The organism is Bradyrhizobium sp. AZCC 2289 (genome assembly GCF_036924615.1).
Taxonomy (GTDB): Bacteria; Pseudomonadota; Alphaproteobacteria; order Rhizobiales; family Xanthobacteraceae; genus Bradyrhizobium.
The window spans coordinates 8,614,798-8,638,961 of sequence record NZ_JAZHRY010000001.1 but is presented as its reverse complement, the minus strand read 5'-3'; the positions used below and the strand labels follow the sequence as shown (position 1 = coordinate 8,638,961).

The window sequence follows — 24,164 nt, the reverse complement described above, 5'->3', positions numbered from 1 at the left end:
ACGACTTTCGCATTAAAGATCAATATGTTAGACCTTTGCGAACCTGAGTTCGCAACAATTCAGAACACCTCGGCAGTCGCTCAGATCCAAAATGCTATGAGAGACGCGAGGATGCAGACGTACAGGGCCGCCTCCGCGAGTGGAGGATTCGCGAACATTGATCGCAATCCGAGGCGACCGACAGCAAATCGAACGGCGATCAGGATCACCAACGCGAGAAACAGATATCGCACAAAGGGAGCCACCAGGATGCCTCCCAAATCAATATCCCTTGGTACGCTCATTGGATCTCCCTAAGGCAGGTTTACCAGCCGATAGAAGAGCCCCCGGTCGCGCCCGACTACCGGCATTCCCTTTCCTCCGACAACCGAGACGCTGCAGGTCATTCCTGCAACGAGCGATACCTCCGGAGGGACTTGTTCGATCCTGATGCGCACCGGAATTCGTTGCGCAAGCCGAACCCAGGTGAAGATCGGGTCGACGTTTGGGAGGCCCTGCGTGCTGCTCGCCGCGTTCGCAGCACTGATTCCGCCCGTGATGCTTTCGACCTTTCCGTTGATCGGAGCCTGGAAGCCCAGCAGCGTCGCCTCCACCGGATCGCCGACATGGATGTTGGCGAGTTTCGTCTCCTCAAAATAGGCATCGATCCAATAGGAATGCTCGTCGATCACAGACAGGTTGGGGGCACCGGCCCGGGCGAAATCTCCCACGCGCATCAGAAGATTTGTGACGTAGCCGTCGACCGGAGACTGTACCTCGGTCCTCTGCAGATTGATCTCGGCTTGCGAAAGGGCTGCCTTGGCGCTAGCAAGCGCCGCTTCCGCCATCTTCGCGTTGCCGTCAAACACCTGCTTCTCCTCAATCGAGGTGGACAGCGTCGTGAGAATCGCCCGCCGGGCGTTCTGCGCTTTCTTGACTGCGAGGTCGGCCTCGCGGTTCAGGATTGTTGCCTTGGCATTGTCGAGCGCCACCTCGAAATCGAACTTTTCGATGACGTAGAGCACATCTCCCTTGTGAACGTGCTGGTTGTCGTGTGTTCGCACCTCAACGATCTGACCAGAGATCTGTGGCGCCACGTTTGCGACCTGCACACGGACCATCCCATCGCGCGTCCATGGAGATGTCATGTAAATCCGCCAGGCGTGACGCGCGGCAACAAGCGCCGCGACGACAAGTACGCCGGTCGCGACATAACGGAGCACCTTGAGCGTAGATCGCCTTCTCGTCTTCAGTGCAACGACCATCGAATATCTCCTTTCCTGACCGCGCCATGGTCGCAGAAGTGCCGGATCCTGCGTTTCTCACGCTCAAGCACCATGCCTGCCGACCAGAGGTCGGTCGCCGCCGCCAGAAGCGGCTCGCGTGCCCCGGCTTGACTGACGCGCATCCGTCGAAGAATCGATCTCGCGCCGGCGCAAAGTCGTCGGCTGTTCCCGGACCAAAGAGCGCGTCGCAATTGGCCAATCCTTGAACGGATTACCGGGTCGTCCGAGCTTTGCTCTAAATAACGATGCGCCGAGGCCGCAGCGAGCGACAAGTCATTGGTCGAAAGCAGGCCCTTGAGCACTTCCCGACGCGGCCGGCGCGTGCCGGCAGCCGACGCGACGTAGTCGGCGATCCGGGAAGCCAAATCAAATTCGAGCGCGGGCAGACTGTATTCGGTGCCGGCAACGGATGCCGTCAATGTTTTCTGCGTCGCCCTGACGGCCGCATGTTGCTTGTCGAGCGCAGACATCGGCCACACCAGGCGGGAGGCCAGAAACACGACCCCGAGGGCGAAAGCGACGAACATGCATTCGGAATAGAAAGTGAGCGGATTGTAGACTTGAGGGTTGGACGGCGCGAGCAGGACCAGGAAAATAATGTTCATGATCAGACCGATGCCGGCGATCGCAGGAAGGACACTGAGCAAACAGCCAAAAATCACGACGGGCGCGATTGCAACGGCAAGTCTCACGAAATCCTGTGACTCGGTCAGGACGTAGAAGCGCACGATTCCAGCGCTCACCGAGGCCAGCGCGAAGCTCACCATAGCTGCTACCGCGAATTTTGAAGGGCTTGGCATTGTGGTGCTGAGCGCGCACAGGATCGCTGTAATCGTCAGGGCAGCAACAGATGCGGGCCATCCGGCAAACACCAGAAATATGGCTCCCGTGACCAGCGCAATTCCAATGCGCGTTGCGTTGCCCAACGCAACGGCAAATTCCCCGCGCTGCGGCAGGTGGACCTCGCGCGCCGGCTCGAGCCCTTCGCGCAAAGATAGCAGTCCGTCGTCGAGCAGGCTTTTCGATTCCACGAAGCGGACAGCCTGTTGAATATGCCAAACCGCTCCAACAACAATATCCGGGCGGGACAACTCGATTTCACGCAGCTTTGTCAGGAACGCAAATGCCTCGGCCTGATGGTCGTCGAGAGCGGCAAGACATTGGTCTTTGACAGTCACGGCCAGGGGATCGCCGTGCGCAAGCAACCTCAACAGCCGAACCCGTTGGACGATCTCGACGAGTGCGAGCATGGCACTCCTTGCGCCCGCAGCCCGGTGCCGCCCGTCCGCCATATCGTGAGCGACGATGTCGACCTGGTCTCTCAACCCCGAGATTTGTGCAAGGAGTTCTCCCGTCCGTTCGGGATTCTCCTGGCTCCCAGCCAACACATCGCGCGCATAGCCGCGGACATCGCGCCAAATATCGCTTATCCGGCGATCCAATCCGCGCCACACCGGCGGTGATCCGAAGACATCATTTATCAGCGTCACGCACAGGATACCGATCGCGATCGCCGCCATTCGGTCAGTCATCGTCGTGAACACATTCTGCGGCGTATCGATGTTGACGAGCGCAATGATTGCGACGGTGTAGCCGGACAATACGGCGGCGTAGGCCTGGTAGCCGCGGAGGTAGCTTGCGACGAAGACACAAATGCATATCCAGCAAACAAAACCGCCGAGCATTCCGATCCGCTCGCCGGGAAAAAGACCGGCGATCACGACCGACATGGTGGCGCCTATGAGTGTCGCTGCGATCCTGTTAACCGCTTTGGCAAGCGCGGCGCCGCGCGTCGGCTGTGCCAGAATTGCCACAGTAACGGCCGCGGATGACGCGCCTCCAAGTTGCAGCCAGAATGCTATGCAGAGCGCGACTACCGCCGCCAGCCAGATTCTGAAGGCATAGGCCCATATGTGAACCGGTATTACCATGCGCGAACGTCACGTGCCTTCAAGGAACAGCTCCCGCCGTCCGCAATGACGTGGAATGCCTTGACACAGAGCCGCGCTAGGCCAAGCAGCAGAAGCTCGATCCCCATCATGTCTCTGCTCACTACCGCATCGCTGTCAGCGGACGAGAGCTATTCTCGCCAGGTCGACAGGCTCGGTCGCCCGGCCGTCGAGCACGGCCCTCGTCATGTCGATGATTTGGACCAAACATTCGTTTTCCCACTATCTTTCCTCACCTATCGCAAAAACATCTCCCCGCCGAGGGTCTCCGCGCGACGGGGTGGCACGGAGACCCTCTCGGCGAAGCGCGGGACTGTACGCTTCGCCGTTACGGCAGGAGTATTTTCAGTCACTTACGAGCCATGGTCTTCGAGGATCTTCAGATCGCTAACTGAGTATGAAAGTGAGTAACGAAACCCTGATTCGATCCTGTTCGGCGCGAGCGCGTGTAGTTCTTCGCCATTCGTTTCCGTAAAATTAAGCTCGCCCTTCCCGATCCAAGCGCCAGCAACGGTCAGATTGTCGATGATCGACATCGCCAGTTCGTTAACCGCCGGCCTGTCCTGGTAGCCGGCCGCCAATCTCGGGAAGTATCGCAACAAGACCGTGGGTCGGCCGAGGAAAGACAATCCGTTTTCGACCGGCTTGTGCAAGGTCACGCAGGCTTCCGCAAGACGTTGGCCATGCGCCGAGAGGCTGGCGCCAAACCGACCGCCGGACGCAACCGGTGCTGCGGCGGGGCCTGAGGCCGCAAAGGAGCGCGTCTGAAAAATGCTACCCATTTTCTTTGGAAACCCCTGCGTCCAACCGCGCGCCAGTGCAGCGTCATTGTCGACATAAATGTACGGACACCACATGACCGGCACGTCGCGATACATTGCGTCGACCAAAATAAACGCCTCGCGATACTGATAACGAGCCGGCTCAAGATATTCGTCGTCCTGGGCGGTGAATTGCCAATCCAGAAACATCATGACGGCGCGACCGTTTGAGTTCGGATCTGGGGAAAGACCAATCGGCAATGTCGCCGCCGTCGCATCGGGGTCCGTCCAGAATTCGACTCCAACAGCATCGCCGGCATAGTGCCAGGGCGGTGGCGGAGTTAGAGCGGCCTGGCCGAATGGCGATTTCGGAACTGTAAAGCCCTTGAGCATTCCCGTGTCCTGATGCATCACTTCGGCAAAGAGGCTACCGAAACCAGCCTCAATTGATTTGATCGAAGTGCGTCGACTTGTTCATTCCTGCCGCAATCGGGACGCGCTTGTTGGCATCAGCCGCGACTGCTAGGCGGTCAGGTCGGCCAGGATCTCGATATCGGTGACGGAATAGGAAAACGAGAATCGATATCCGCGTCCCACCTTCAGCGGTCCCAACACTTCCAACTCTTCGCCATAGGCTTCCGGAAAATTGAGCTCACTCTCGCCGATCCAGATGTCTGTAATCAGGACATGATTCGAGACGCATCGAACGAGTTCATCCACAGCTGGCTTGTCGTGCATGCCGGCGGAGAGCCGCGGAAAATGCCGCCGTCCCACAATCTGGCGATCGAGCAATCCGACAAGACGCTCGACTCTTTCGCGCAAGGTAACACGGGCTTGCACCAGTAAACGGCCATGAGCGGACATGCAGGCCGAGAATCTGCCATCATGCACGAGTGGTGCCGAAGCGGCGCTCGCCGTGCCAAAGGTACGGGTCTGGTGTACGGCACCGAACTTTCTTGGATAACCCTGGATCCAACCCCTCATCAAGGCAGCGTCGTTATCCGCATAACAATATGGACACCACGCTATCCGTGCCCCCTTCCACATCGCGTCGAGGAGGACGGTGAACTGGCGACATTGATACCTGGCGGGGTCAAGATACTCATCGTTCTGCGCGGTGAACTGGTAGTCTGCGAAGAGCGCAACAGAGTGGCCTGGATGTTTCTTATCAAGCTCGACACCCGTCGGAAGGCTGTGGACTGATACATCGGGATCATTCCAAAATTCCACCGCCAGAACGTCACCTGCAAAATGCCAGGGTGGCGACGGGACCAGTGCAGCGACGCCGAGGGGGGATCGAGGGGCAGTGAATCCTTTGAGCATTTCTCGTCCCCACTACCAGTGGCGTTTCAGCCGCGCATTATTTCAACATGAAATGTTAGCGTCGGTGTTGTTCCCGACGCTTGGACAAACGTGTGACGACTTGGTGGTTTGTGCGCCCCGATGCTGAACTCGACCGGACCGGACGGCCTCGCATTCTGCTCGATGCGCCGCACTCCCACTTTCGGGAAGCGGGAGGACTGCTGCGGGGTCGAAAGCTACAAAGGCTGACGTTTCGCTACAAGCACCGGCTCCGGCAAGAGCGTATTCGTATTCGCTCTGATGCGTATCGACTTCGAGTACGGATGGCAGGTCCTCTGATGAACGTAGAAAGCCGGGGTAAATGGATGCTGCTTCGGCTTCCTTTGACGCAGTGGCGCGTGTCGCTGGCCTTGCTGTCCGCGATGGCCTTGCCCGCTCCCTCCTTCGCGCAAGGAACACTAGAACAACGCGTGGCGTGCACGCCCGACGTGCTCAGACTTTGCAGTGCATTCATCCCCAATGCAGATGAGATAACAACTTGTCTCAGAGAGAAGAACGCCGAGCTCAGCGTTGCTTGCAGCACGGCGTTCGAGGCGGGAATGAAACAACCGTCGAGCGCGGGCGACAGCACTCAATCTCGCAAACGCACCGCAAAATACAGGGATAGGTGACATGTCAGTTCACAAAATGAAGTTTGTGCTGGTGAACGACATGGCACCGCGCACGACCTCAATTTGCACGGCATGCTCGCGACCGCTGGAACAGGGCTACTTGCATGATCTTTCCACATTGAGGCGCTATTGCGGGATCGAGTGCTACCCCCGATGGATGGTGGTGGGCGGGTTCGTCGGATCGTTCGCTCCAACGAACCCATTCGAACTCGGTATCGCCTGGCGGAAGCTCACCGTTGACGTCGCGTCGGCGCTGTTCGACAGCGCCTGGCGCGACCATCGCGGTTGACGCTTGAGACGCATTCCACCTCCTCATGTCCTGTTCTGAACGGCCGGCGCGCTACAGAGCGGCGCCGACAATGCTATTTCCGGTTTTGTGACAGGCATATACCAGGTAAAGAACAATCGGAAGCTCGCGAGGCAATTGGTAGCTCACGTTTGCGCCCGCCCCGCCATTGTCGTCGTCCTTTGCGACGCGGCAGCGTTTATCGACATGCACGGCGACCGCACCCGGCCCTAGGTCACCGCGAGACCGCCGTCAAGTGCGCCGGTCGTAACCCCCTCCTGATCGACCACGCCACCAGGACTCTCGAAAACGCACTGCGCAGGGACGGTATGCTTGATTAGCAGCCAGTATCCCTGCGACGCTCTTCAATGTTGCATCCTCATGCTCATCGGGGCGCCCGACGGCATCATCATGTTCGCGTTCATATCTGCCACGATCCACATTGTGCCGGCGACCACGACGAATACGATGAGAACGCCAAAGGCGAGCGCGAGTACGTTGTTGGTGCTTTCCGGCCCGCTGGTGATGTGCAGGAAAAACACCAGGTGAATGCCCATCTGGGCAATGGCGAGGACAGCGAGGCCCAGAGCTACGCCACCTGGCCAAATCAGCGAGGTGTTAGCGGCCCAGAAAGATGTCGCCGTGAGAAGAACCGCGACAAATAGGCCGATCGTGTAGACGAGAAACTCGGATGGAGCCGATGCGTCCATCTCGCGGCTCGGCCTGTCTCCGGGTGCGCGATCGTATCGAGCTTCGGTCATGGACTCACTCCCATCAGATAAACCACCGTGAATACCCCGACCCAAACGATGTCGAGCGCGTGCCAGAACAAAGAGAAGCAGAGCAGGCGATGCTGCACCCTCGCAGCGAATCCGAATACCGCCACCTGCACCATCATCACGATCAGCCAGATCAGTCCGAGCGCGACGTGCAGCCCGTGGCATCCGACAAGCGTGAAGAATGCGGACAGAAAGGCGCTCCGCTGCGGCGTCCCGCCGATGGCGATCATGCTTGAGAATTCGCGGATCTCAAGACTAAGAAACGTGGCTCCGAGTGCGAATGTGATCAGGGCCCCCAGATAAGTCCCGAGACGGCGTCGTGAGTTGACGGCCAGTGACATCAGTCCGCAGGTGTAGCTCGAAACGAGAAGGCAAGCAGTTTCGATCGCGACCGTAGCCTGATTGAACAGCTGGGCGCCGGTCGGACCGCCGGCCGTGGAGCGCACGAGGACCGCGTAGCTCGCGAACAGCGCGGCAAACATAATGATGTCACTCAACAGGAAGATCCAGAAGCCAAAGGCGACCACGATCCTCTTTGGAGCAGGTCCCGCTTCGCTCGCACTTGGCAGTGCGTCTTGCGGGATCTGATCAATTGCGACGGCGATATTCATGCTGCAACTCCTGCCTGGTGGGCCCGTACGAACCGGGCGATCTCCTCGGCCGGCACCTCAATTTCGCCGTGACGGCGGAATGAGAAGGCAAGCACCGTCATGAATTCGCCGAACACTCCGACGCCGGCCAGCCACCAAATGTGCCAGATCAGCGCAAAGCCGATGACGACTGCGAAGAAGGCAGTAACAAAGCCGGTGGCGCTGTTCTTCGGCATTTCGACGGGCTCGTACTGGCGCGTCGGCGTCGGCTCGTCCTTTGTCGCTTGCGCGCGGCTTTTGCTGTTCCAGAACGCGTCCAGTCCGGCGACCTTGGGCTGGAACGCAAAGTTCCATGCCGGCGGCGGCGACGCCGTCGCCCATTCGAGCGTGCGGCCGTTCCACGGATCACCGGTCACGTCGCGCAGCGACTCGCGATTACGGATCGACACAACGAGTTGCACGACTTGGCAAACGACGCCGACCAGGATGATAGCGGTGCCGAATGCCGCCGCTATCAACCACGGCTGCCAGGACAAATTGTCGTAATGTTGCATGCGCCGGGTCATGCCCATCAGGCCCAGCACGTAGAGCGGCATGAAGGCGATATAGAAGCCGACGAACCAGCACCAGAACGAGGCTTTGCCCCAGCGTTCGTCAAGCTTGAACCCGAATGCCTTGGGGAACCAATAATTGTACCCCGCCATCACGCCGAACACGACGCCGCCGATGGCGACGTTGTGGAAGTGTGCGACCAGGAACACGCTGTTGTGCAGCTGGAAGTCGGCCGGGGGCACCGCCATGAGCACGCCGGTCATGCCGCCGATGACGAAAGTCACCATGAAGCCAATCGACCACAGCACCGGCACCGAGAACCGAACCCGGCCGCCGTACATGGTGAACAGCCAGTTGAAGACTTTCGCGCCCGTCGGCAAAGCGATGATCATGCTCATGACGCCGAAGAAGCCGTTGACGTTTGCGCTGGCACCCATGGTGAAAAAGTGGTGCAGCCAGACCAGGAAGGAGAGGATACAGATGGTCATCGTCGCGGCTACCATCGAGCGATAGCCGAACAGCGGCTTGCCGGAGAAGGTCGCCATCACTTCCGAGAATACGCCGAACGCCGGCAGGATCAGGATGTAGACTTCGGGGTGCCCCCATACCCAAAACAGGTTGGAGTACAGCATCTGATTGCCCTGGCCTTCAGGCGTGAAGAAGTGAAAGCCGAGATAGCGATCGAGCGCCAGCATCGCGAGCGTCGCGGTCAGCACCGGAAAAGCCGCGACAATGAGCAGGTTGGCGGCAAGCGCGGTCCAGCAGAAGACCGGCATGCGCATATAGCCCATGCCTGGTGCCCGCAGTTTGAGGATTGTCGTGACGAAATTTATTCCCGCCAGCAAGGTGCCGATACCGGAGATTTGCAGCGACCAAAGATAGTAGTCGACGCCGACGCCGGGCGAGTATTGCAATTCGCTCAGTGGGGGATAACCCCACCAGCCGGCTTTTGAGAACTCGCCGACCGCCAGCGAAATGTTGACCAACAACGCGCCCGAGGCAGTCAGCCAGAAGCTGACGGAGTTGAGCGTAGGGAATGCGACATCGCGAACACCAAGTTGCAACGGTACTGCGAAGTTCATGAGCCCTACCACGAACGGCATTGCCATGAACAAAATCATGATCGTGCCGTGCGCCGAGAAAATCTGATTGAAATGCTCGGGCGGCAGATATCCTTGTGCACCGCCGGCTGCGAGCGCCTGCTGCGCGCGGATCATGATCGCGTCGCTGAAGCCGCGCAGCATCATGACGAGCGCCAGTATGCAATACATGGCGCCTATCCGCTTGTGGTCGACCGAGGTGAGCCATTCGCGCCACAGATAGAGCCAGGCTCCCTTCGCCGTGACGAATCCGAGAACAACCAGCACGATCAGGACCATGAAGGCCGTTGCGCCCATGATGATCGGCTCATGGAGGGGGATCGCGTTCCAATCAAGCTTACCAAGGAGATTCATCGCTCTGCCCTCTGCGACGTTGAACAAATTGATAGAGAGGAGTCTTGCCTCCCCATGCCAGCGTTTACGATGCTGCTGAACAGATCGGGGGCGACGGCCCGATAGGTGAACGGCGCGACCGCCTTGCTCGGCTTGACCAGGCCGGCATAAGCCTCCTTATCGAGTACCAAACCAGTTTCGCGGGTCTGGCGAACCCATTGCGCAAATCCGTCGTCTGTCACTGCGTCGACCGTAAAGCGCATGTCGGGAAAGCCTTCACCGCTGAACATGGCGGAGAACCCTGCATAGGTTCCGAGATGGTCCGCCTGCAGGTGGAGGCGCGTCGCCATTCCGGACATGGTGTAGATCTGGCTCCCGAGCTGAGGCACGAAGAAGCTGTTCATGACGCTCGACGAGGTCAGTTCGAAGCTGATCGGCGTGCCAACCGGTACGACCAGCTTGTTGACGCTCGCGATCCCCTGCTCTGGATAGATGAACAGCCATTTCCAGTCGAGTGAGACGACCTGAACGTTGACAGGCTTGACCGTTGAGCTAATCGGCTTGCCCGGATCAAGGTCGTGTGCGCCGACCCATGCGACGCCGCCGACCAGGAGCACCGTCATCGCGGGGATGGACCAGACCAACATCTCAAGACGTCCGGAATATGTGAAATTTGGCCGATAGCGCGCACGCTCATTCGATGCACGAAACCAGAAAGCAAAGCCAAGTGTCGCAAGGATCACCGGGATCACGATCGCCAGCATGATGCCAAGCGCGTTCAGCAGAATCTGTCGCTCGGCGAGGGCAATAGGCCCTTTCGGATCGAGCACGCCTTCGGTACAGCCACCGAGCGTGGCCGCACCGATCAGGACCACAGCAAGTAAACCGTATCGCATATCAGACCTCGCTGAAGTTGGCGGTGCAGCAGGCGCTGCCGACGGCGCCTGACTTGAATTCGGCATGCACCGGGACGCCGCGGATGGGCGGGAATGAGCCACTTCCATGGTCAACCAGGAGGGCCGCAAACAGCACGAACAAATAGAAGATGGAGAACACGAACAACTTGTGAGCAGCGCGGCGATCGGCCCCAGTGCTCCTGTTCAGCTGAAGTGCGAGAAGAAGGAAAAGCGCCCCGCAGATCGCGACGATCACGCCATAGATTGCACCTGCGAACCCGAGCACCCAGGGTAGCTCCGAGGCGAGAACCAGCAGGCCGCTGTAGATCAGGATCTGGCGCGTTGTTGCAGCGCGTCCCGCGACCACCGGTAGCATGGGAACGCGGGCACGCGCATAGTCATCGGTGCGATTGAGCGCGAGAGCCCAGAAATGGGGCGGCGTCCAAAGGAAAATGATGAGAAACAGCGCAAGCGGCTCGAGCCCGACTTCTCCGGTTGCCGCGGCCCATCCGATCACGGGCGGCAGCGCTCCTGCAGCGCCGCCGATGACGATGTTCTGTGGCGTCGACCGCTTCAGCCACGCCGTATACACGACAATGTAAAAGAGGATCGTGCAGGCCAACAATGCGGCTGCTGTGAGGTTCGTCGCCAAAGCCAGAACCACCACTGCGAACCCGCCCAGGACGAGACCAAAGACAAGCGCCTCGAACCGGGAGACCTTGCCGCGGGGAATTGGCCGCATCGCAGTGCGGCTCATGATTGCATCGATATCTGCGTCGTACCACATGTTGAGCACGCCGGCGGCGCCAGCTCCCGCGGCAATGGCAAGAACCGCGGCAAGAGTGGTTAGCGGACCAAGTCGAACTGGAGCGCTGCTCAATCCGACGAGCGCGGTGAAGACGGCAAGCATCATCACGCGTGGCTTTGTGAGGGCGACGAAGTCGGAAACACCCCAATGGCCCGCCAGCGGGTGAGCAGACTCAGACGATGACACCAAGCGAGTTCGTCTTTCCCCAAGCTGGCCAGCAATGGATTTGACGTTCATCTCGCTGCTCCGAGTTCTTTCAAAAAATGAGAGCTGTCGTGTTCAGTTCGAACAGCGGCAGTGCGTGCATTCAATAAGCATCCCCACCCTCGGCCGCGATTGAACGCGGCTGCTCGATTGGGGCCAATCGTGCTCAAAACTGTCAGCTGACGAGTTCGAATCCAAAGACGCACCGCGCTGCCATCGCACGATTCAGAATAATCCGAGCACGTTTCAACAAGCGCTCTATGTCAGCTTTTCCTAAAGGAGATCATGGTTCGGATGTCTGAAACAAGCCGCTGCCCAATTCGAATACCGACGAGATCTGTGGTGTTTCCCGGGAGCGACCGCCTAACCTAACGGAGATGTATCAATGAAGACGCCTTCGCTCTGGATGATTGCAGCAGTCTGCTTTGTGGCCCCGGCATCTGTCGCACACGCGCGGTCCGCCTATGATGGCTCCTGGGATCTCGTCTTCGTGACGCAAACGGGCTCATGCGATCCCAGTTACAACTTCACCGTCAATGTTTCTGACGGAGTTGTGACCCATCCCAATCTCGTAAAATTCGAGGGATACGTCGCGAACTCTGGTTCCGTTCATGCGTCGGTGACGGTTCACGACAAATTCGCTTCCGGCACCGGCAGGCTTTTCGAAACCTCGGGTCGCGGCAGATGGAAAGGCCGCGCGGGAGGTGCGCGATGCTCTGGCTATTGGACCGCGCAGCGCAATTAACCCATTTGAAAAGGGAAACACCGTGCCCCGAGCCGCTGACGTGCGAGGCGGCATTAAAGACGACCGCGCTGGCAGCCACACTCCTGTTTGCTCATAGGCAGACCACAGAACGGACGGTTACCGCTGCCGAGCAGCTTGGGCGCGCTCTCGGCGTGACGGGTACGGTGCTGCCTTACTGGGGCGAGCTCACTGTCGCACTCAACGGCGCGCCCATCTCACAAATCGTCCCCGCCAAGCCGCTCGGCGTTGACATGGGCAGGGTACTGGCCGTTACGACGGTGATCGATCAGGTCTGCCACGGCACGTTGTCGGCCGAGGCTGCGCAATCCGCGCTTGAGTCGGCTGGCCGGCTGCCGCCAGCTTCTACGCCACACTTCACTTTGTTCGCAGCCATTGGCGCGGCTTCGCTCGGCGTCATTTTCGGTACGCTCGATGCGACGAGCCTGCTGCTGATCGCGACCAGCGCCGCCATCGGTGCGCTCGTCCGCCGCTGGCTTTCCGGCTTCAGCAATAATCCACTGATCCAGCCGCTTTGCGCCGCGTTTATCGGGGGTGTCGTGGCTGCTGCTGCCGGCCGTTTGCTGCTATCGGATGCAGCAACGATGGTCGGTTTCTGTCCCTGCATGGTGCTGGTTCCCGGTCCGCATATCCTCAACGGTGCCATCGACCTCGCTCGCACGCGCATCGCGCTGGGAATCGCGCGCCTTGCTTATGCCGGCGTCATCGTGCTCCTGATCTGCGCCGGTGGCCTCTTCGGCTTCACGGCGGTCGGCGCAAACCTTGCGATAGCCGGACCATCTCCACCCGTGCCCTTGGTCATCGACGTGATTGCGGCAGGATGCGCCGTCGCCTCCTTTGGCACTTTCTTCTCAATGCCGTGGCGCCTGTTGGCGTTCCCGATCGCGGTCGGCATGCTCGCGCATGCCGCACGCTGGGCGCTAATCTCCGTCGTGGGGACAAATGCCGCGACCGGCGCGCTCGTCGCCTGCACGCTCGTCAGCGTCCTCGCGACTCCGGTCGTCGATCGTCTGCATCTGCCCTTCGCGGCTGTCGCCTTCTCCGCCGTCGTCTCATTGATGCCGGGCTTTTTCCTGTTCAACGCCGCGACCGGCCTCGTCGAATTGGTCTCGATCGGGCCGACCGCCCCGGCGGCTCTGCTGACAAGCATCGCCACGAACGGCGCCACGGCATTTCTGATCATCATGGCCATGACCTTCGGGCTGATCCTCCCGCGCATGTTGTTCGAGCGCGTATTGCCCGCGCCAGCATGAAAAGCGGCATGGACGTTCTATGCACCGCAGCGCCGTTCAAGATTAGCCCGAAGCCCCGCTGTATCCGTTGCTAATCGGGCGGCTGGCCCTAGAGAAACCGTTGGTACATCCATGACCACAGTTCTGACCAAATCGTTCCCGCAAGAAAAGCCACCTGTAATCAAGGCGGTCCCGGACAAAAAACGCGTCTTGATCGTCGGCGGTGGCTTTGCCGGTATTGCGGCAGCGCGGGCACTAAAGCGAACCGATGTCGAAATCACGCTGATCGACCAGCGTAATCACCATATCTTTCAGCCGCTCCTGTACCAGGTCGCCACCGCTGTTTTGTCGCCCTCCGAGATAGCGGCGCCGATCCGGCAGCTCGAGGCGAAACAGAAAAACCTCAGCGTGTTGCTGGCGGAGATTAAGGGCATCAATCTCGGAGCTCGCACCGTCGAGGCCGTTTGCCCGGGGATTGGCAGCCGAAAACTCGAGTACGACTTCCTGGTGATCGCGACCGGAATGCGTCCGAGCTATTTCGGTCATGACGAGTTCGCGCGCTTTGCGCCGGGCCTCAAGAGCCTCAGCGACGCTGAAACGATCCGGACCAAGATCCTGGGTGCATTTGAATTGGCTGAATCGACCGATGATGAGAAAGAACGCGCGCGCCAAATGACCTTCGTTTTAGTAGGCGCTGGCCCGACCGGCGTCGAGCTTGCCGCTTCAATCGCTCAACTGGCCACGGTTACCCTGCGCAAAAATTTCCGTAAGATCGACCCTGCCAGGAGCCGAATTGTGCTACTGGACGGCGGCGCGCGTATTCTTCCGACCTTTGCAGAGTCACTGTCGGGAAAGGCAGCCAAGCGACTAACCAAGCTCGGCGTTGAGGTTTCGACCGGCGTAAAGGTCGAGAAGGTTGATGACCAGGGCGTGATCGCGGCCGGCGTCCGGATTCCCAGCGCCACCGTCCTATGGACAGCCGGCGTCAGCGCCTCGCCGGTGGTCAAAATGCTGGGAACACAGACAGACCGCGCCGGGCGCGCTTTCGTTGGTGCCTTCATGGACATTCCCGATGCCCCCAACGTATTCGTGGCGGGCGACGCGGCCACGATGACCCAGGATGGTCACCCCGTCCCCGGCGTGGCGCAGGCCGCCATTCAGCAGGGACGATTCGTCGGACGCGTCATCGCCAACCGTGTCAGGGGACGCAAGGACGGTCGACCGTTTCGATACCGCAACAAGGGCAACATGGCGGTGGTCGGCAAGAATTTCGCCATCCTCGAGGCCGGTCATTTGCGAACCAGCGGCTTTGTGACCTGGCTGGTGTGGGCCGCGCTGCACGTGCTCGCGTTGCCGCAGCTTCAGAACCGGTTCCGCGTTCAAACGCAATGGTTCTGGTCCTATCTGTCCGGACAACGGAGCTCCCGGCTGATTTCCGAAGGGCCGCGGTCGTCCGCGTCATAATAGTGAGGCCCGGTAGTCATCACTGCCTGGCAGTTGATTGGGAACCGCACCCGTGGACGTATCCATCATCTCCGCACTCGCTGCCCTCACCGGAGCAGCCGTCGGCGGCTTGACCAGCGGAATGGCAGCCTGGCTGAACCACCGAAGCCAGGTCCGCGTCGAGTGGGCTCTGCACGAGAAGAGCCGCCGGCAGACCCTTTACAGGGATTTCATCGAAGACGCCGCCAAATGCTACATCGATGCGCTCCAGCACGATAAAGCCGACATTCCCGGTCTGGTCAGCCTCTATGCGAAGCTGAGCTCGATGCGGGCAGTGTCCTCGAAGAAGGTGGTGCAGCACGCCGACGATGTTGTCCGAAAAATTCTGGATGCCTATCTGGAGCCGGACAAGAGCTTCGTCGAACTGCGCGAAATGGTCATCGACGGCACGATCGATCTGTTGCAAGGCTTCAGCGAGGTGTGCCGCGACGAATTCGAGCAAATGCGGCCAATACAATTTTAAGCTTCACCACGCGACCCAATCCGCCGTCACGGTGCTGCCGCCGTCATGAACCTTCGTGAAGCCGATCGCGCCCATTCTAGCTGGATACCGTGGCCACCCGCGCTTGCGGCAAGGCATTAGGTGCGCTGCCCTGAGACCCGATCGTCTCGACCCAGTTCGCGAACGCCTGCATGAAATCCTGCAGGAATTTGCGGGTGCCGTCGTTGACGAGCTTGCCATGCTCATCGAAGAGCTTGTCGGCGTGGCCAATATAGGCTTCCGGCTGCTGCATGGTCGGCACGTTCAGAAATACGAGCGACTGCCTCAAATGATGATTGGCGCCGAACGCCCCTATCGCGCTCGGCGAGCCGCTGACGATCGCACCAGGCTTGCGGTCCCAGATGCTGCTCCCATACGGCCTGGAACCGACATCCAGTGCATTCTTGAGAGCGGCCGGCACCGAACGGTTATATTCCGGCGTGACGAACAGCACCGCGTCGGCAGCCTTGACGCGCTGGCGGAACGCGGTCCATTGCGCGGGCGATCCGTCGGTCTCCAGATCCTGATTGAAGAAGGGCAATTGCCCGATCTCAACGACGTCGAGCTTGATCGAAGGTGGCGCGAGCGAGATCAGTGCATTCGCCAGCATCCTGTTGACCGACCCCTTCCGCAGGCTTCCAACCAACACACACACATTCATCGGCTTATCCATGGTCTTTATCCCTTATGTTCGCGCGTATGCGGCCGCTGGAGACTTAATGCTCCTCGTGAAGTCAGGCTTGCGCTTTTCCAGGAACGCCGAGAACGCCTCCTTTGCGTCTTCAGAGCGGACTTGCACGCTGAACTCTTCGTTCTCGGCCTTCATCGCCGCCTTGATCTGCTCGCGTGATGACTGCTTCATGAGCCTCTTGCTGGCCTGCAGCGCTGCCGCAGGCTTCGCTGCCAGCTTCCCGGCCGTCTCGGTCGCTTTCGCCAGGACGTCCTTGTCGGATACCACCTCCGTAACCAGCCCCAACTCCGCGGCCCGCCTGGCATCAAACGGAGTGCCCAGCAGGATCAGCTCCGCGGCGCGGAGATGACCGATCCGCGCCGGCACCGAGCAACTCGATCCGAATTCCGGCACGATGGCGAGATTGATGAAGGGCATCTGGAATTTCGCGCTCTCGCCCGCGTAGATGAAGTCGCAGTGCGTCAGCATGGTGGTGCCGCCGCCGATCGCCGCGCCCTGGACCGCCACGACCACGGGCTTGTCGAAGTTGACGAATGCGTGCATGAGGCTCGCCTGTGGCGATTCGCCCGGCCCCGGAGGATTCTTCAGAAAGTCCTCGATATCGTTGCCCGCGCAGAACGAATCTCCCGCGCCATGCCAAAGCACGACACGCGTGTTCTCGTCATTCGCCGCCTTGTTGAAAATGCCGGCGAGAGCCACGTACATGGCCGACGTCATCGCATTCCGCTTGGTCGGGCGGTTGAACTGGACGCGCAGGATACTTCCTGCCTGTTCGGTAACGATATCATCCATGGTCGAACTCCCGGGTTCGTTTGGTGAATTGCACGACAAATCGAAGTTCAGGGCGGCTCACGCCGCCCCGACAGTGTCGTGTGCTAGGCCGCATGTTCCTTTGGTTTCGGAATGGCGCCACTCGTACGCAAACCGTCGATTTCGGTCGCGCTAAACCCGAGCTGCCGGAGCACCTCGTCGTTGTGCTCTCCAATCTTCGGGGCGCGCTTCGCCGGCACTTTGGCGACACCGTGCACCTGAAGCGGGCTAGAGATCGTGGACGTCAGCTTGCCGCCGGCACCGCTGAGCGGAACGATGATGTCATTCGCCTGGAGTTGGGGATCGTTGATCACCTCTTGCGGCCCACGCACTGCTCCGAACGTCACGTGAGCGCCGTTGAACACCTCGTACCAATGTGCCATCGGCTCCGCACAGAAGGTTTCGTCGAGGATCGCCGTGAGCTGCGGCATATTCGCCATCAGCTTCGCCGGATCGGAGAATCGCGGATCGGTCAGAAGATCAGGGCGGCCGATGGCCTTGGCGACGGCTGCCAGCTTGTCGGGCGTGACGAGGAGAACGAACCAGGTGTCATCCTTGGCGCGATAGACATTCATTGCCGCATTAGCGGGGTGCATACGATCGTGCGGCCCGAAGAATTTCGCCTCGCACAGCGCGGCCTGGATCGAGACGCTGGCGGACCATACGCCTTCGGCAAGAAGAGAGGTCGTGACATGCGACCCCTCCCCCGTGCGCTCGCGACGATAAAGGGCAGTGACGATCGCCGAGTAGAGCCCGACGGCGGTGGCATTGTCACCGCTGCCGGCGACCGGCCAGGTCGGCGGCGAACCGGCATCGCGTGTCATTGACAGCAATCCGCTGCGTGCCCAGTACGACGTGATGTCAAAGCCGGGAAGATTCGCATCGGGTCCCTTGTCGCCGAAACCCGTGATGTCGGCGTAGATCAAACGCGGATTCCACCGCACCACATCTTTATATTCAAGCTTCAGTTTCGCACGCGCCGGATGCGGCGTGTTGACGATGAGAACGTCGGCCCATTTGACGAGCTTTTCGAGGACCTGCTGGGCGCTCGGCGACTTCAGATCAAGCGCCATGCCCCGCTTGTTGCGATTGGCGAGGTGCCAGGGGTAGGCATCCTCGGAGACCGGCTGTGGCGGGAGCTTGTTTCCAATTCTCCAGAGATCGCCGCTCGGCGGCTCCACTTTGATGACGTCGGCGCCGAAGTCCGACAGGATCACCGCGGCGCTGGGGCCTGCGATGAAACTCGCAAAATCTACCACTTTCAGTCCAGAGAAAATGTTGTCGCTCGGCATGTTTGTCTCCTTAGTGTTGAAGTTCGGGCGCGATTGAAACGCGGCGGTCATCGTCGTTCAGTTTTTCCAGTGTCTGGGAAATCCAGCCGAGCAGGCGGATTTGGACCTGGCGTCGGTTGATCTCGTTCAGCATCTCGTGTCGACCGCCTGGATAAAAATCGAAGGCGATGTCGCGCAGGCCGGCATCGCGGTAGCGGCCAATCAATGTGTCGAGTCCCCGCAATTGCTGCCCGACCGGGTCTTCGCTTCCGGAGAACAAATAGATCGGCAGATCGCCGCGGATCTTGCGGAGTGCGACCGGATCGTACAATCGCGGCGCGGTGCCGAGGAAGGAGACAAGAGAGTCGGGGTGAGGGTCTTCAAAGCAGAGCGGATCAGCCATGAACCCATCGACGATCGCCTGATCACGGCACAGCCAGTCGAAGGGCGTGCGCGCCGGCTCGAATGCGGCGTTAAGGAGGTTGCTGCCTTTGGTCTCCGGAAGCACGGTCCGGGCCAAACCTTCAAGCGCTCCCGATCCCGACAGGATCAAGCCATCAATCTCGTGGCTGTGGTCGATGACGTATCTCTGCGCGGCAAAGGATCCCATGTCGTGCCCCAGGAGGAGCAGCGGCAGGTCGGGATTTTCCTCTCTGGCGATCTCGCTCAGGCGGACCATGTCCTGGACCAGAAGTTCAAAGCCACCCCTGCCAAATTCTCCCAATTGCGCGTGGGCCGAGAGGCCGTGGCCGCGATGATCGTTGGCGTAAACGGAGAGACCTGCCGCAACGAGCGCATCGACGGTATCGGCGTAGCGCCCCATATGTTCGCCCATCCCGTGGGCGATCTGAACAACGGCGCGGACCGGGCCACGGCTGTCCCAGCGGGCGCAGGCGATGCACAGTCCGTCGGAGCTGGTCAGTCGGAAGCGCTCCGTCGGAACTGGGGTGGGAGAAGGCGTTGTCATGGCAAATGTCCAGTCTCGCTTTCGCTCGAAATTCAGCGTCCGTGAAACTGCGGCGCGCGTTTTTCGAGGAAGGCGGAGGTGCCTTCCTTCTTGTCTTCCGTTGCCGCGCAGATGCCGAAATAGGACGCTTCGAGCGCAAACCCCTCGACCTGGCTGGTGTCCAGCCCCTTGTTCGCCGCCTCCAGCGAGAACTTCACTGCGATCGGTGCGTTGGCCGCGATCTGCTTCAGGATCGTCTCGGCGCGAGCGATCAGATTGGCCGCGGGGACAACTTCGTTGACGAGGCCAATGCGATAGGCTTCCTGCGCGGAAATCGTCTCGCCGGTGAGGATCAGCTGCAATGCACGACCCTTTCCCACAAGACGGGGCAAACGCTGCGTTCCGCCGCCGCCGGGCAGCAGGCCCAGCTTGACTTCGGGTTGCCCGAATTTGGCGTGCTCTGCTGCGATCCTCATCGTGCAAGCCATTGCCGTCTCACAGCCGCCGCCAAGCGCAAAGCCGTTGATCGCCGCGATCACCGGCTTGCCAAGATTTTCGATCAGATCGAGCACGCCTTGCCCGAAGCGGCTGGACTCTTCCGCTTCATAGGCATCGACATGCGCGAGTTCGCTGATGTCGGCGCCGGCGATGAAAGCCTTGTCGCCAGCGCCGGTGAGGATCACGCCATGCACAGACATGTCGGCCTTTGCATCCTCGAATGCGGCCTTCAAATCGGTCCAGGTCGGCGTGTTGAGCGCGTTGAGCACCTTGGGCCGATTGACCGTCACGTAGGCGATCAAACCCTTTTTCTCGTACTGGACGTTCGCAAGCGCCAATGCCGCCCTGGGCACGGAGTTGGGTACTGTTGCAGGCGAAGGGGTCAATGATGCAGTTACCGAAACCATGGTCATATCTCCTGGATGGGGCGCGGCCGGCCTCTGAGCGCCGGCCGCTGCGATGTCACGCGAAGGCGCCGAGGCCGGTGACAGCCTTGCCGACGATCAGATTCTGCATCTGATACGTGCCTTCGTAGGAGTAGAGCGCTTCACAATCCGCAAAGAAGCGTGCCGCCTTGTAGTCGGCAACGATTCCGTTGCCGCCCATCAACTCGCGGGCCCAGGCAACCGTCTCGCGGCATTTGGCCGTAGCGAACGCCTTGGCAAGCGCGGCATGGGCGTCCGTCAGCTTACCTTCGGCATGCAGTTGCGCCTGGCGCACGATCAGGCACTGCGAAGCCGTGATGTTGGCGATCATTTTGGCGAGAAGGTCTTGGACTAGCTGGAACGACGCGATCGGCTTGCCAAACTGCAAGCGCTCCTGGCTATACTTCAGCGCAGCCTCGTAGGCGCCCATCGCGCATCCGGTCGCCATCCACGCCACGGCGTAGCGCGTCATCTTCAGCACCTTCGCGGTGTCTCGGAATGAATTGCCGCTCTGGAGGCGATTCGTTTCCGGCACTCGAACATCCTTCAGCGTGATGTGGCCGTTCTGGACCACCTTAAGCGCGATCTTGTTCTCGATCTTCTCGACGCTGAAGCCGGGCGTGGTCTTGTTCTCGACGATGAAGCCCTTCACTTGGTTGTCGGCGATATCGCGCGCCCAGATGATTGAAACATCGCACCATGGAGCATTGCCGATCCAACGCTTCTCTCCATTGAGGATCCAGGTGTCGTCCTCACGCTTCGCCGTGGTCAGCAGGCCGCCGCTGGCACCTGAGCCCACCAGCGGCTCGGTCAGGCCGAAACAGCCGATCTTCTCGAAGCGCGCCATCTGTGGCAACCATTTCTGCTTCTGCTCTTCCGATCCGTCGATGTAGATGGAGCCCATCGCCAGGCCGACATGCACGCCTATGAAGGTCGCGATCGACGGGTCGACACGTGCGAGCTCCATCTGAACAAAGCCCAACAGCCCCAAGCTTCCACCTGCGCAGCCGTAGCCGTGCATTGCAAGGCCACCGATGCCCAACTCCTTAATCGCCGGCAGCAATTCGAAGGGGAAAGCGTCCCTCACCCAGTAATCTGTGATGACAGGCGCAACCTTGGTTTCCATGAACGCGCGCACCCGTTTCACCGTCGCGAGTTCGTCGGCGCTCAAGGTCTCGTAGAGATCGTAGAAATCGCTATTTGGCGGCGGTAGCGGCTTCCGTGCGACGATCTTGCTTGCTGCGGTTGCAGTGGGCATTTGAGACTCCTTTGGCTGCGGCTTGAAAAGCCGGGAAAAATTGAAGGACGTTTCGGATGTGTGATCGATTTCGCCGATGGCGCCTGGTCTCAGGCGACCCGCTCCGTCGATTTCGTTTGGCTCGACTTGGCTACCTTGTTGCGCAGCTCAATCAGGCCGAGCAGCACTTCGTCGCGTTCCGCCTCCAGCTCCTCGATGGAGCGTGATCCAGCCTCGGCATGGACGCTGTCGATGAGCTTCTTTTGCACTTCCGGAGTTAGCACCGGTGAGCCGAGGGTTTTCCACCAGGCCGTCATCGGGCCGGTGAACTGCTGGAAGAAGTGCTCGATGCCGCCCGGGCCACCGCCAAGATGGTTGAGCATCAGGCCGCCCATAACGCCCCAGCGCAGTCCCGGCCCCCAGGAAAGCGCCGTGTCGACATCGGCGGCGCTCACGACGCCCTCGGCGACGAGGTAATAGATCTCGCGGCTCAGCGCCGCCTGCAGACGGTTGGCGACATGGCCCGGCATTTCCTTGTTGACGCGCACCGTCCGTTGCCCGATCGAGGTGTAAAATTCGTCCGCACGCCGGATCGTCGCTTCCGACGTCTTGGCCCCGCCGACGATCTCGACCAGCGGGATCAGATGGGGCGGATTGAACGGATGACCGATCACGCAGCGCTCGGGATGGGTCGCGGCGCCTTTCTGGATTTCGCTCATGGTGAGTCCCGACGAACTCGACGCGATGATCACGTCGGGCGGCAGCAGCTCGTCGAGCTGGCCATAGAGCTTCTGCTTGAATTCGATACGTTCGGGGCCGTTCTCCTGGACAAGGTCGGCGCCGGCGAGCGCCTTCGCGAGGTCGGCCGTGAACGTCAGGTTCGACTGCGACGCTCCGGGCGAGAGGCCCAATCGCTTGAGCGCAGGCCAGGCGGTCTCGACGAACTTCCTCAGCGCGGCTTCCGCGTTCGGAGCGGGATCCGTCGCGACGACCTGCAATCCCTTGGCGAGAAACAGCGAGCTCCAGCTCGCGCCGATCACGCCGGTGCCGATGATGGCGATGCGGCGAATGGGTTTGGTGTCGGTCATGTTATTTCTCCGATGCGTTTTCAGATTTCGGCGTAGGCGATGCCGGTGAGATTGCCCTGGGCGAAGAGGAAATTCCGTTCACCGGATCCATCGAGCCGTGCGGAGTAGATTGAACCGGCGAAATCGGTCACGAACATGCGATCGTTGGGAATATCGAGCGCGATACCGATCCCCTCCATGAGGTGAGTCACCACGATCTCCGGCTCGGCAGGCTTGTTGTCGATCGAGGCCCGGTTCACGGTGTTGCCGCGCGGCGGGTCGCCGCGGTCGGTCCAGTAGAGAATGCGATTCTTGACGTCGAGTTCGAGGTCAATCGGCTCCGGCAGACCGTCGTAGAAGATCTCGATATCGGACCTGGTCGCTGCAGTTTGGCCGGCGGGAATTTCGACATTGGCGCGGAAGATGCGACCGAGCCCGGCATTGTCTGGGCCTTTTTGCGTCCAGTAGATATGTCCGGATTTCGGGTCGATCGTCAGCCCAACGCACCATCGCGTCTGATCCCGGCGATCGACTTCGCCGCGGCCGGCTTCAATGAGCGTCTCCAGCTGCGAGCCGTCGAGATTGCAGCGCATGACGCGCATACCCTCGCGGTCGCACCAATAGAGCTTGCCGCCCTTCTTATCGAGTATGATCTGTTTCGGAGTGTGGGTTTTTCCCTGTGGGACGATGGTCTTGCGGTTCTTGCCGTCGATATCGGCGCGCTCGATGGTCCCGTCATCCAGGCTTGGGATGCCCATGTTGGTCCAGTAGATATGGCCAGCCTCAGCATCGACGACGATGCCGTCGGGCAAATGGCAATCCGACACGATGGTCTTACGGTCGGAACCGTCCGTATTCATGGAGTGAATGCGGCCGGCGTTCAGCTCAAGAACAAAGAGACGAGGGGCGACGGCGATGGCTCTGGCGCCAGCGCTTAGATTGTTCTTCTTGACGGCTTCAGACATGTGGCACCCGTATGGCGATCTGACGCGAAATTGGTCAACGCTTGACCGCGACTGTGCCGCGAAGACTTGCCACGATATTGAATGGGACGATCGTCGCTGGAACGGTTGTGCTTTTTTAGCGCTGTCGTACGGCGCGGCTCATCCCTTGCCGCGCACTTGCAAATTTCGAACGCGAAGGATATTTTTTGACACCGGTCCATGACCGGTTCACAGAGGGTTTTGCGACTGCGGACATGCGGACCGCGCGAGCCCCGCTCAACCCGCTCCCGCAGCGTCTTCCATAACGCTTATTTGCCGGCGATGGCCATGCGCGCGAAATTCGCCCTGACGCTACCTTCCGCCTCCAAACCAGGGGCGACAGTCAGGTTGCCACTGATCGACGTTCGCGTGCCGTGGCGCACGAGGCATCAGGACAACGCCGCACAACATGCCCCATGCGGCAATTCTAGTTAGGGACCCTGCCCAGCCTGTGAGATGCGCTGATGTCAGCGCAATGGAGGGAGGATGGGATACCGTCAGCGATTCTTGACCACGACCGCTTCCGGCAAGCACCAATGCCAGCGGACCGCTAAGGCGCGCTTCGCGCTTGAGGCGCTTGACCGCTACAATTGAGGGTACGAAACCGCGGAAAATCGTAGTCCTGCGTACAAAATCGCAGGATTGGAAGTCCCGTTCCAATCCATCATCGGGGCGACGCAAAATCTCTGCGCTAACATATTGTTTTCGTTCAGTTTCCTATTTTGAGTCCGTCCAACCGATTTCTGGGCCGACAAATGATC

Annotated in this window: 23 protein-coding genes and 1 pseudogene; 6 read left to right on the top strand and 18 right to left on the bottom strand. The window is 60.1% G+C overall.

The window, feature by feature from the left end:
- Positions 1-80: 80 nt before the first annotated feature.
- From V1289_RS40575 to V1289_RS40555, 5 genes are all read right to left on the bottom strand, one after another.
- Positions 81-284: a DUF1656 domain-containing protein gene (locus V1289_RS40575; RefSeq protein WP_309184091.1), complete on the bottom strand. Its 204-nt coding sequence runs from the start codon at positions 282-284 to the stop codon at positions 81-83.
- Positions 285-293: 9 nt separating this feature from the next.
- Positions 294-1,244, bottom strand: a complete 951-nt coding sequence (locus tag V1289_RS40570; protein WP_334404810.1) for an HlyD family secretion protein — start codon at positions 1,242-1,244, stop codon at positions 294-296.
- Positions 1,229-3,196, bottom strand: a complete 1,968-nt coding sequence (locus V1289_RS40565; protein WP_334404808.1) for an FUSC family protein — start codon at positions 3,194-3,196, stop codon at positions 1,229-1,231. The genes V1289_RS40570 and V1289_RS40565 overlap by 16 nt, the downstream gene beginning before the upstream one ends.
- 371 nt (positions 3,197-3,567) lie before the next feature.
- Positions 3,568-4,368: an acetoacetate decarboxylase family protein gene (locus V1289_RS40560; protein ID WP_334404806.1), complete on the bottom strand. Its 801-nt coding sequence runs from the start codon at positions 4,366-4,368 to the stop codon at positions 3,568-3,570.
- Positions 4,369-4,497: 129 nt separating this feature from the next.
- On the bottom strand, positions 4,498-5,298 hold the full coding sequence (locus V1289_RS40555; protein WP_334404804.1) for an acetoacetate decarboxylase family protein: 801 nt from the start codon (positions 5,296-5,298) through the stop codon (positions 4,498-4,500).
- 317 nt (positions 5,299-5,615) lie between these two features.
- Here V1289_RS40555 and V1289_RS40550 point away from each other — a divergent pair, with 317 nt between their 5' ends.
- Together V1289_RS40550 and V1289_RS40545 are read left to right on the top strand one after the other, a co-directional pair.
- A complete protein-coding gene (locus tag V1289_RS40550; RefSeq protein WP_334404802.1) occupies positions 5,616-5,948 on the top strand; it encodes a hypothetical protein in 333 nt (110 codons plus the stop codon).
- A 1-nt stretch (position 5,949) separates the two neighbouring features.
- Complete coding sequence (locus tag V1289_RS40545) at positions 5,950-6,237, top strand: hypothetical protein (RefSeq protein WP_334404800.1); 288 nt, start codon at positions 5,950-5,952, stop codon at positions 6,235-6,237.
- A gap of 362 nt (positions 6,238-6,599) precedes the next feature.
- Here V1289_RS40545 and cyoD read toward each other — a convergent pair whose 3' ends face one another.
- The 5 genes and pseudogenes from cyoD to V1289_RS40520 all read right to left on the bottom strand — a co-directional run.
- Positions 6,600-6,995, bottom strand: a complete 396-nt coding sequence (gene cyoD, locus V1289_RS40540) for a cytochrome o ubiquinol oxidase subunit IV (protein ID WP_309184084.1) — start codon at positions 6,993-6,995, stop codon at positions 6,600-6,602.
- Positions 6,992-7,624, bottom strand: coding sequence for a cytochrome o ubiquinol oxidase subunit III (gene cyoC / locus V1289_RS40535; protein ID WP_334404798.1), 633 nt, complete (start codon positions 7,622-7,624; stop codon positions 6,992-6,994). The genes cyoD and cyoC overlap by 4 nt, the downstream gene beginning before the upstream one ends.
- On the bottom strand, positions 7,621-9,609 hold the full coding sequence (gene cyoB / locus V1289_RS40530) for a cytochrome o ubiquinol oxidase subunit I (RefSeq protein WP_334404796.1): 1,989 nt from the start codon (positions 9,607-9,609) through the stop codon (positions 7,621-7,623). Before cyoB ends, cyoC begins: the two co-directional genes overlap by 4 nt.
- Positions 9,606-10,463 (bottom strand): ubiquinol oxidase subunit II, encoded by an 858-nt coding sequence (gene cyoA / locus V1289_RS40525; RefSeq protein WP_334404794.1) that lies wholly within the window; start codon positions 10,461-10,463, stop codon positions 9,606-9,608. The genes cyoB and cyoA overlap by 4 nt, the downstream gene beginning before the upstream one ends.
- Positions 10,464-10,602: 139 nt before the next feature.
- Positions 10,603-11,478 (bottom strand): annotated as a pseudogene (locus V1289_RS40520) (heme o synthase); the annotation flags it as partial.
- Positions 11,479-11,881: 403 nt separating this feature from the next.
- Between V1289_RS40520 and V1289_RS40515 the strand changes: the two are divergent.
- The 4 genes from V1289_RS40515 (at position 11,882) to V1289_RS40500 (ending at position 15,457) form a co-directional block, all read left to right on the top strand.
- Positions 11,882-12,241: a hypothetical protein gene (locus tag V1289_RS40515; RefSeq protein WP_334404792.1), complete on the top strand. Its 360-nt coding sequence runs from the start codon at positions 11,882-11,884 to the stop codon at positions 12,239-12,241.
- Positions 12,208-13,512, top strand: coding sequence for a threonine/serine ThrE exporter family protein (locus V1289_RS40510; RefSeq protein ID WP_334404790.1), 1,305 nt, complete (start codon positions 12,208-12,210; stop codon positions 13,510-13,512). Before V1289_RS40515 ends, V1289_RS40510 begins: the two co-directional genes overlap by 34 nt.
- A gap of 111 nt (positions 13,513-13,623) precedes the next feature.
- A complete protein-coding gene (locus V1289_RS40505) occupies positions 13,624-14,955 on the top strand; it encodes an NAD(P)/FAD-dependent oxidoreductase (RefSeq protein ID WP_334404788.1) in 1,332 nt (443 codons plus the stop codon).
- Between the two features lie 52 nt (positions 14,956-15,007).
- Positions 15,008-15,457 (top strand): hypothetical protein, encoded by a 450-nt coding sequence (locus V1289_RS40500; protein ID WP_334404786.1) that lies wholly within the window; start codon positions 15,008-15,010, stop codon positions 15,455-15,457.
- Between the two features lie 76 nt (positions 15,458-15,533).
- Here the strand turns inward: V1289_RS40500 and V1289_RS40495 are convergent, their stop codons facing one another.
- From V1289_RS40495 to V1289_RS40460, 8 genes are all read right to left on the bottom strand, one after another.
- Complete coding sequence (locus V1289_RS40495) at positions 15,534-16,148, bottom strand: NADPH-dependent FMN reductase (RefSeq protein ID WP_334404784.1); 615 nt, start codon at positions 16,146-16,148, stop codon at positions 15,534-15,536.
- 12 nt (positions 16,149-16,160) lie between these two features.
- On the bottom strand, positions 16,161-16,958 hold the full coding sequence (locus V1289_RS40490; protein ID WP_334404783.1) for an enoyl-CoA hydratase: 798 nt from the start codon (positions 16,956-16,958) through the stop codon (positions 16,161-16,163).
- Between the two features lie 83 nt (positions 16,959-17,041).
- On the bottom strand, positions 17,042-18,268 hold the full coding sequence (locus V1289_RS40485; protein ID WP_334404781.1) for a CaiB/BaiF CoA transferase family protein: 1,227 nt from the start codon (positions 18,266-18,268) through the stop codon (positions 17,042-17,044).
- 10 nt (positions 18,269-18,278) lie between these two features.
- Entirely contained in the window at positions 18,279-19,214 is a 936-nt protein-coding gene (locus V1289_RS40480) for an alpha/beta fold hydrolase (protein ID WP_334404779.1), read from the bottom strand.
- A gap of 32 nt (positions 19,215-19,246) precedes the next feature.
- A complete protein-coding gene (locus V1289_RS40475; protein ID WP_334404777.1) occupies positions 19,247-20,098 on the bottom strand; it encodes an enoyl-CoA hydratase-related protein in 852 nt (283 codons plus the stop codon).
- Positions 20,099-20,153: 55 nt separating this feature from the next.
- Positions 20,154-21,374 (bottom strand): acyl-CoA dehydrogenase family protein, encoded by a 1,221-nt coding sequence (locus tag V1289_RS40470; RefSeq protein ID WP_334404775.1) that lies wholly within the window; start codon positions 21,372-21,374, stop codon positions 20,154-20,156.
- Between the two features lie 89 nt (positions 21,375-21,463).
- On the bottom strand, positions 21,464-22,441 hold the full coding sequence (locus tag V1289_RS40465; protein ID WP_334404773.1) for a 3-hydroxyacyl-CoA dehydrogenase NAD-binding domain-containing protein: 978 nt from the start codon (positions 22,439-22,441) through the stop codon (positions 21,464-21,466).
- Between the two features lie 20 nt (positions 22,442-22,461).
- Positions 22,462-23,385, bottom strand: a complete 924-nt coding sequence (locus V1289_RS40460; protein WP_334404771.1) for a 3-hydroxyacyl-CoA dehydrogenase — start codon at positions 23,383-23,385, stop codon at positions 22,462-22,464.
- Positions 23,386-24,164: the final 779 nt, after the last annotated feature.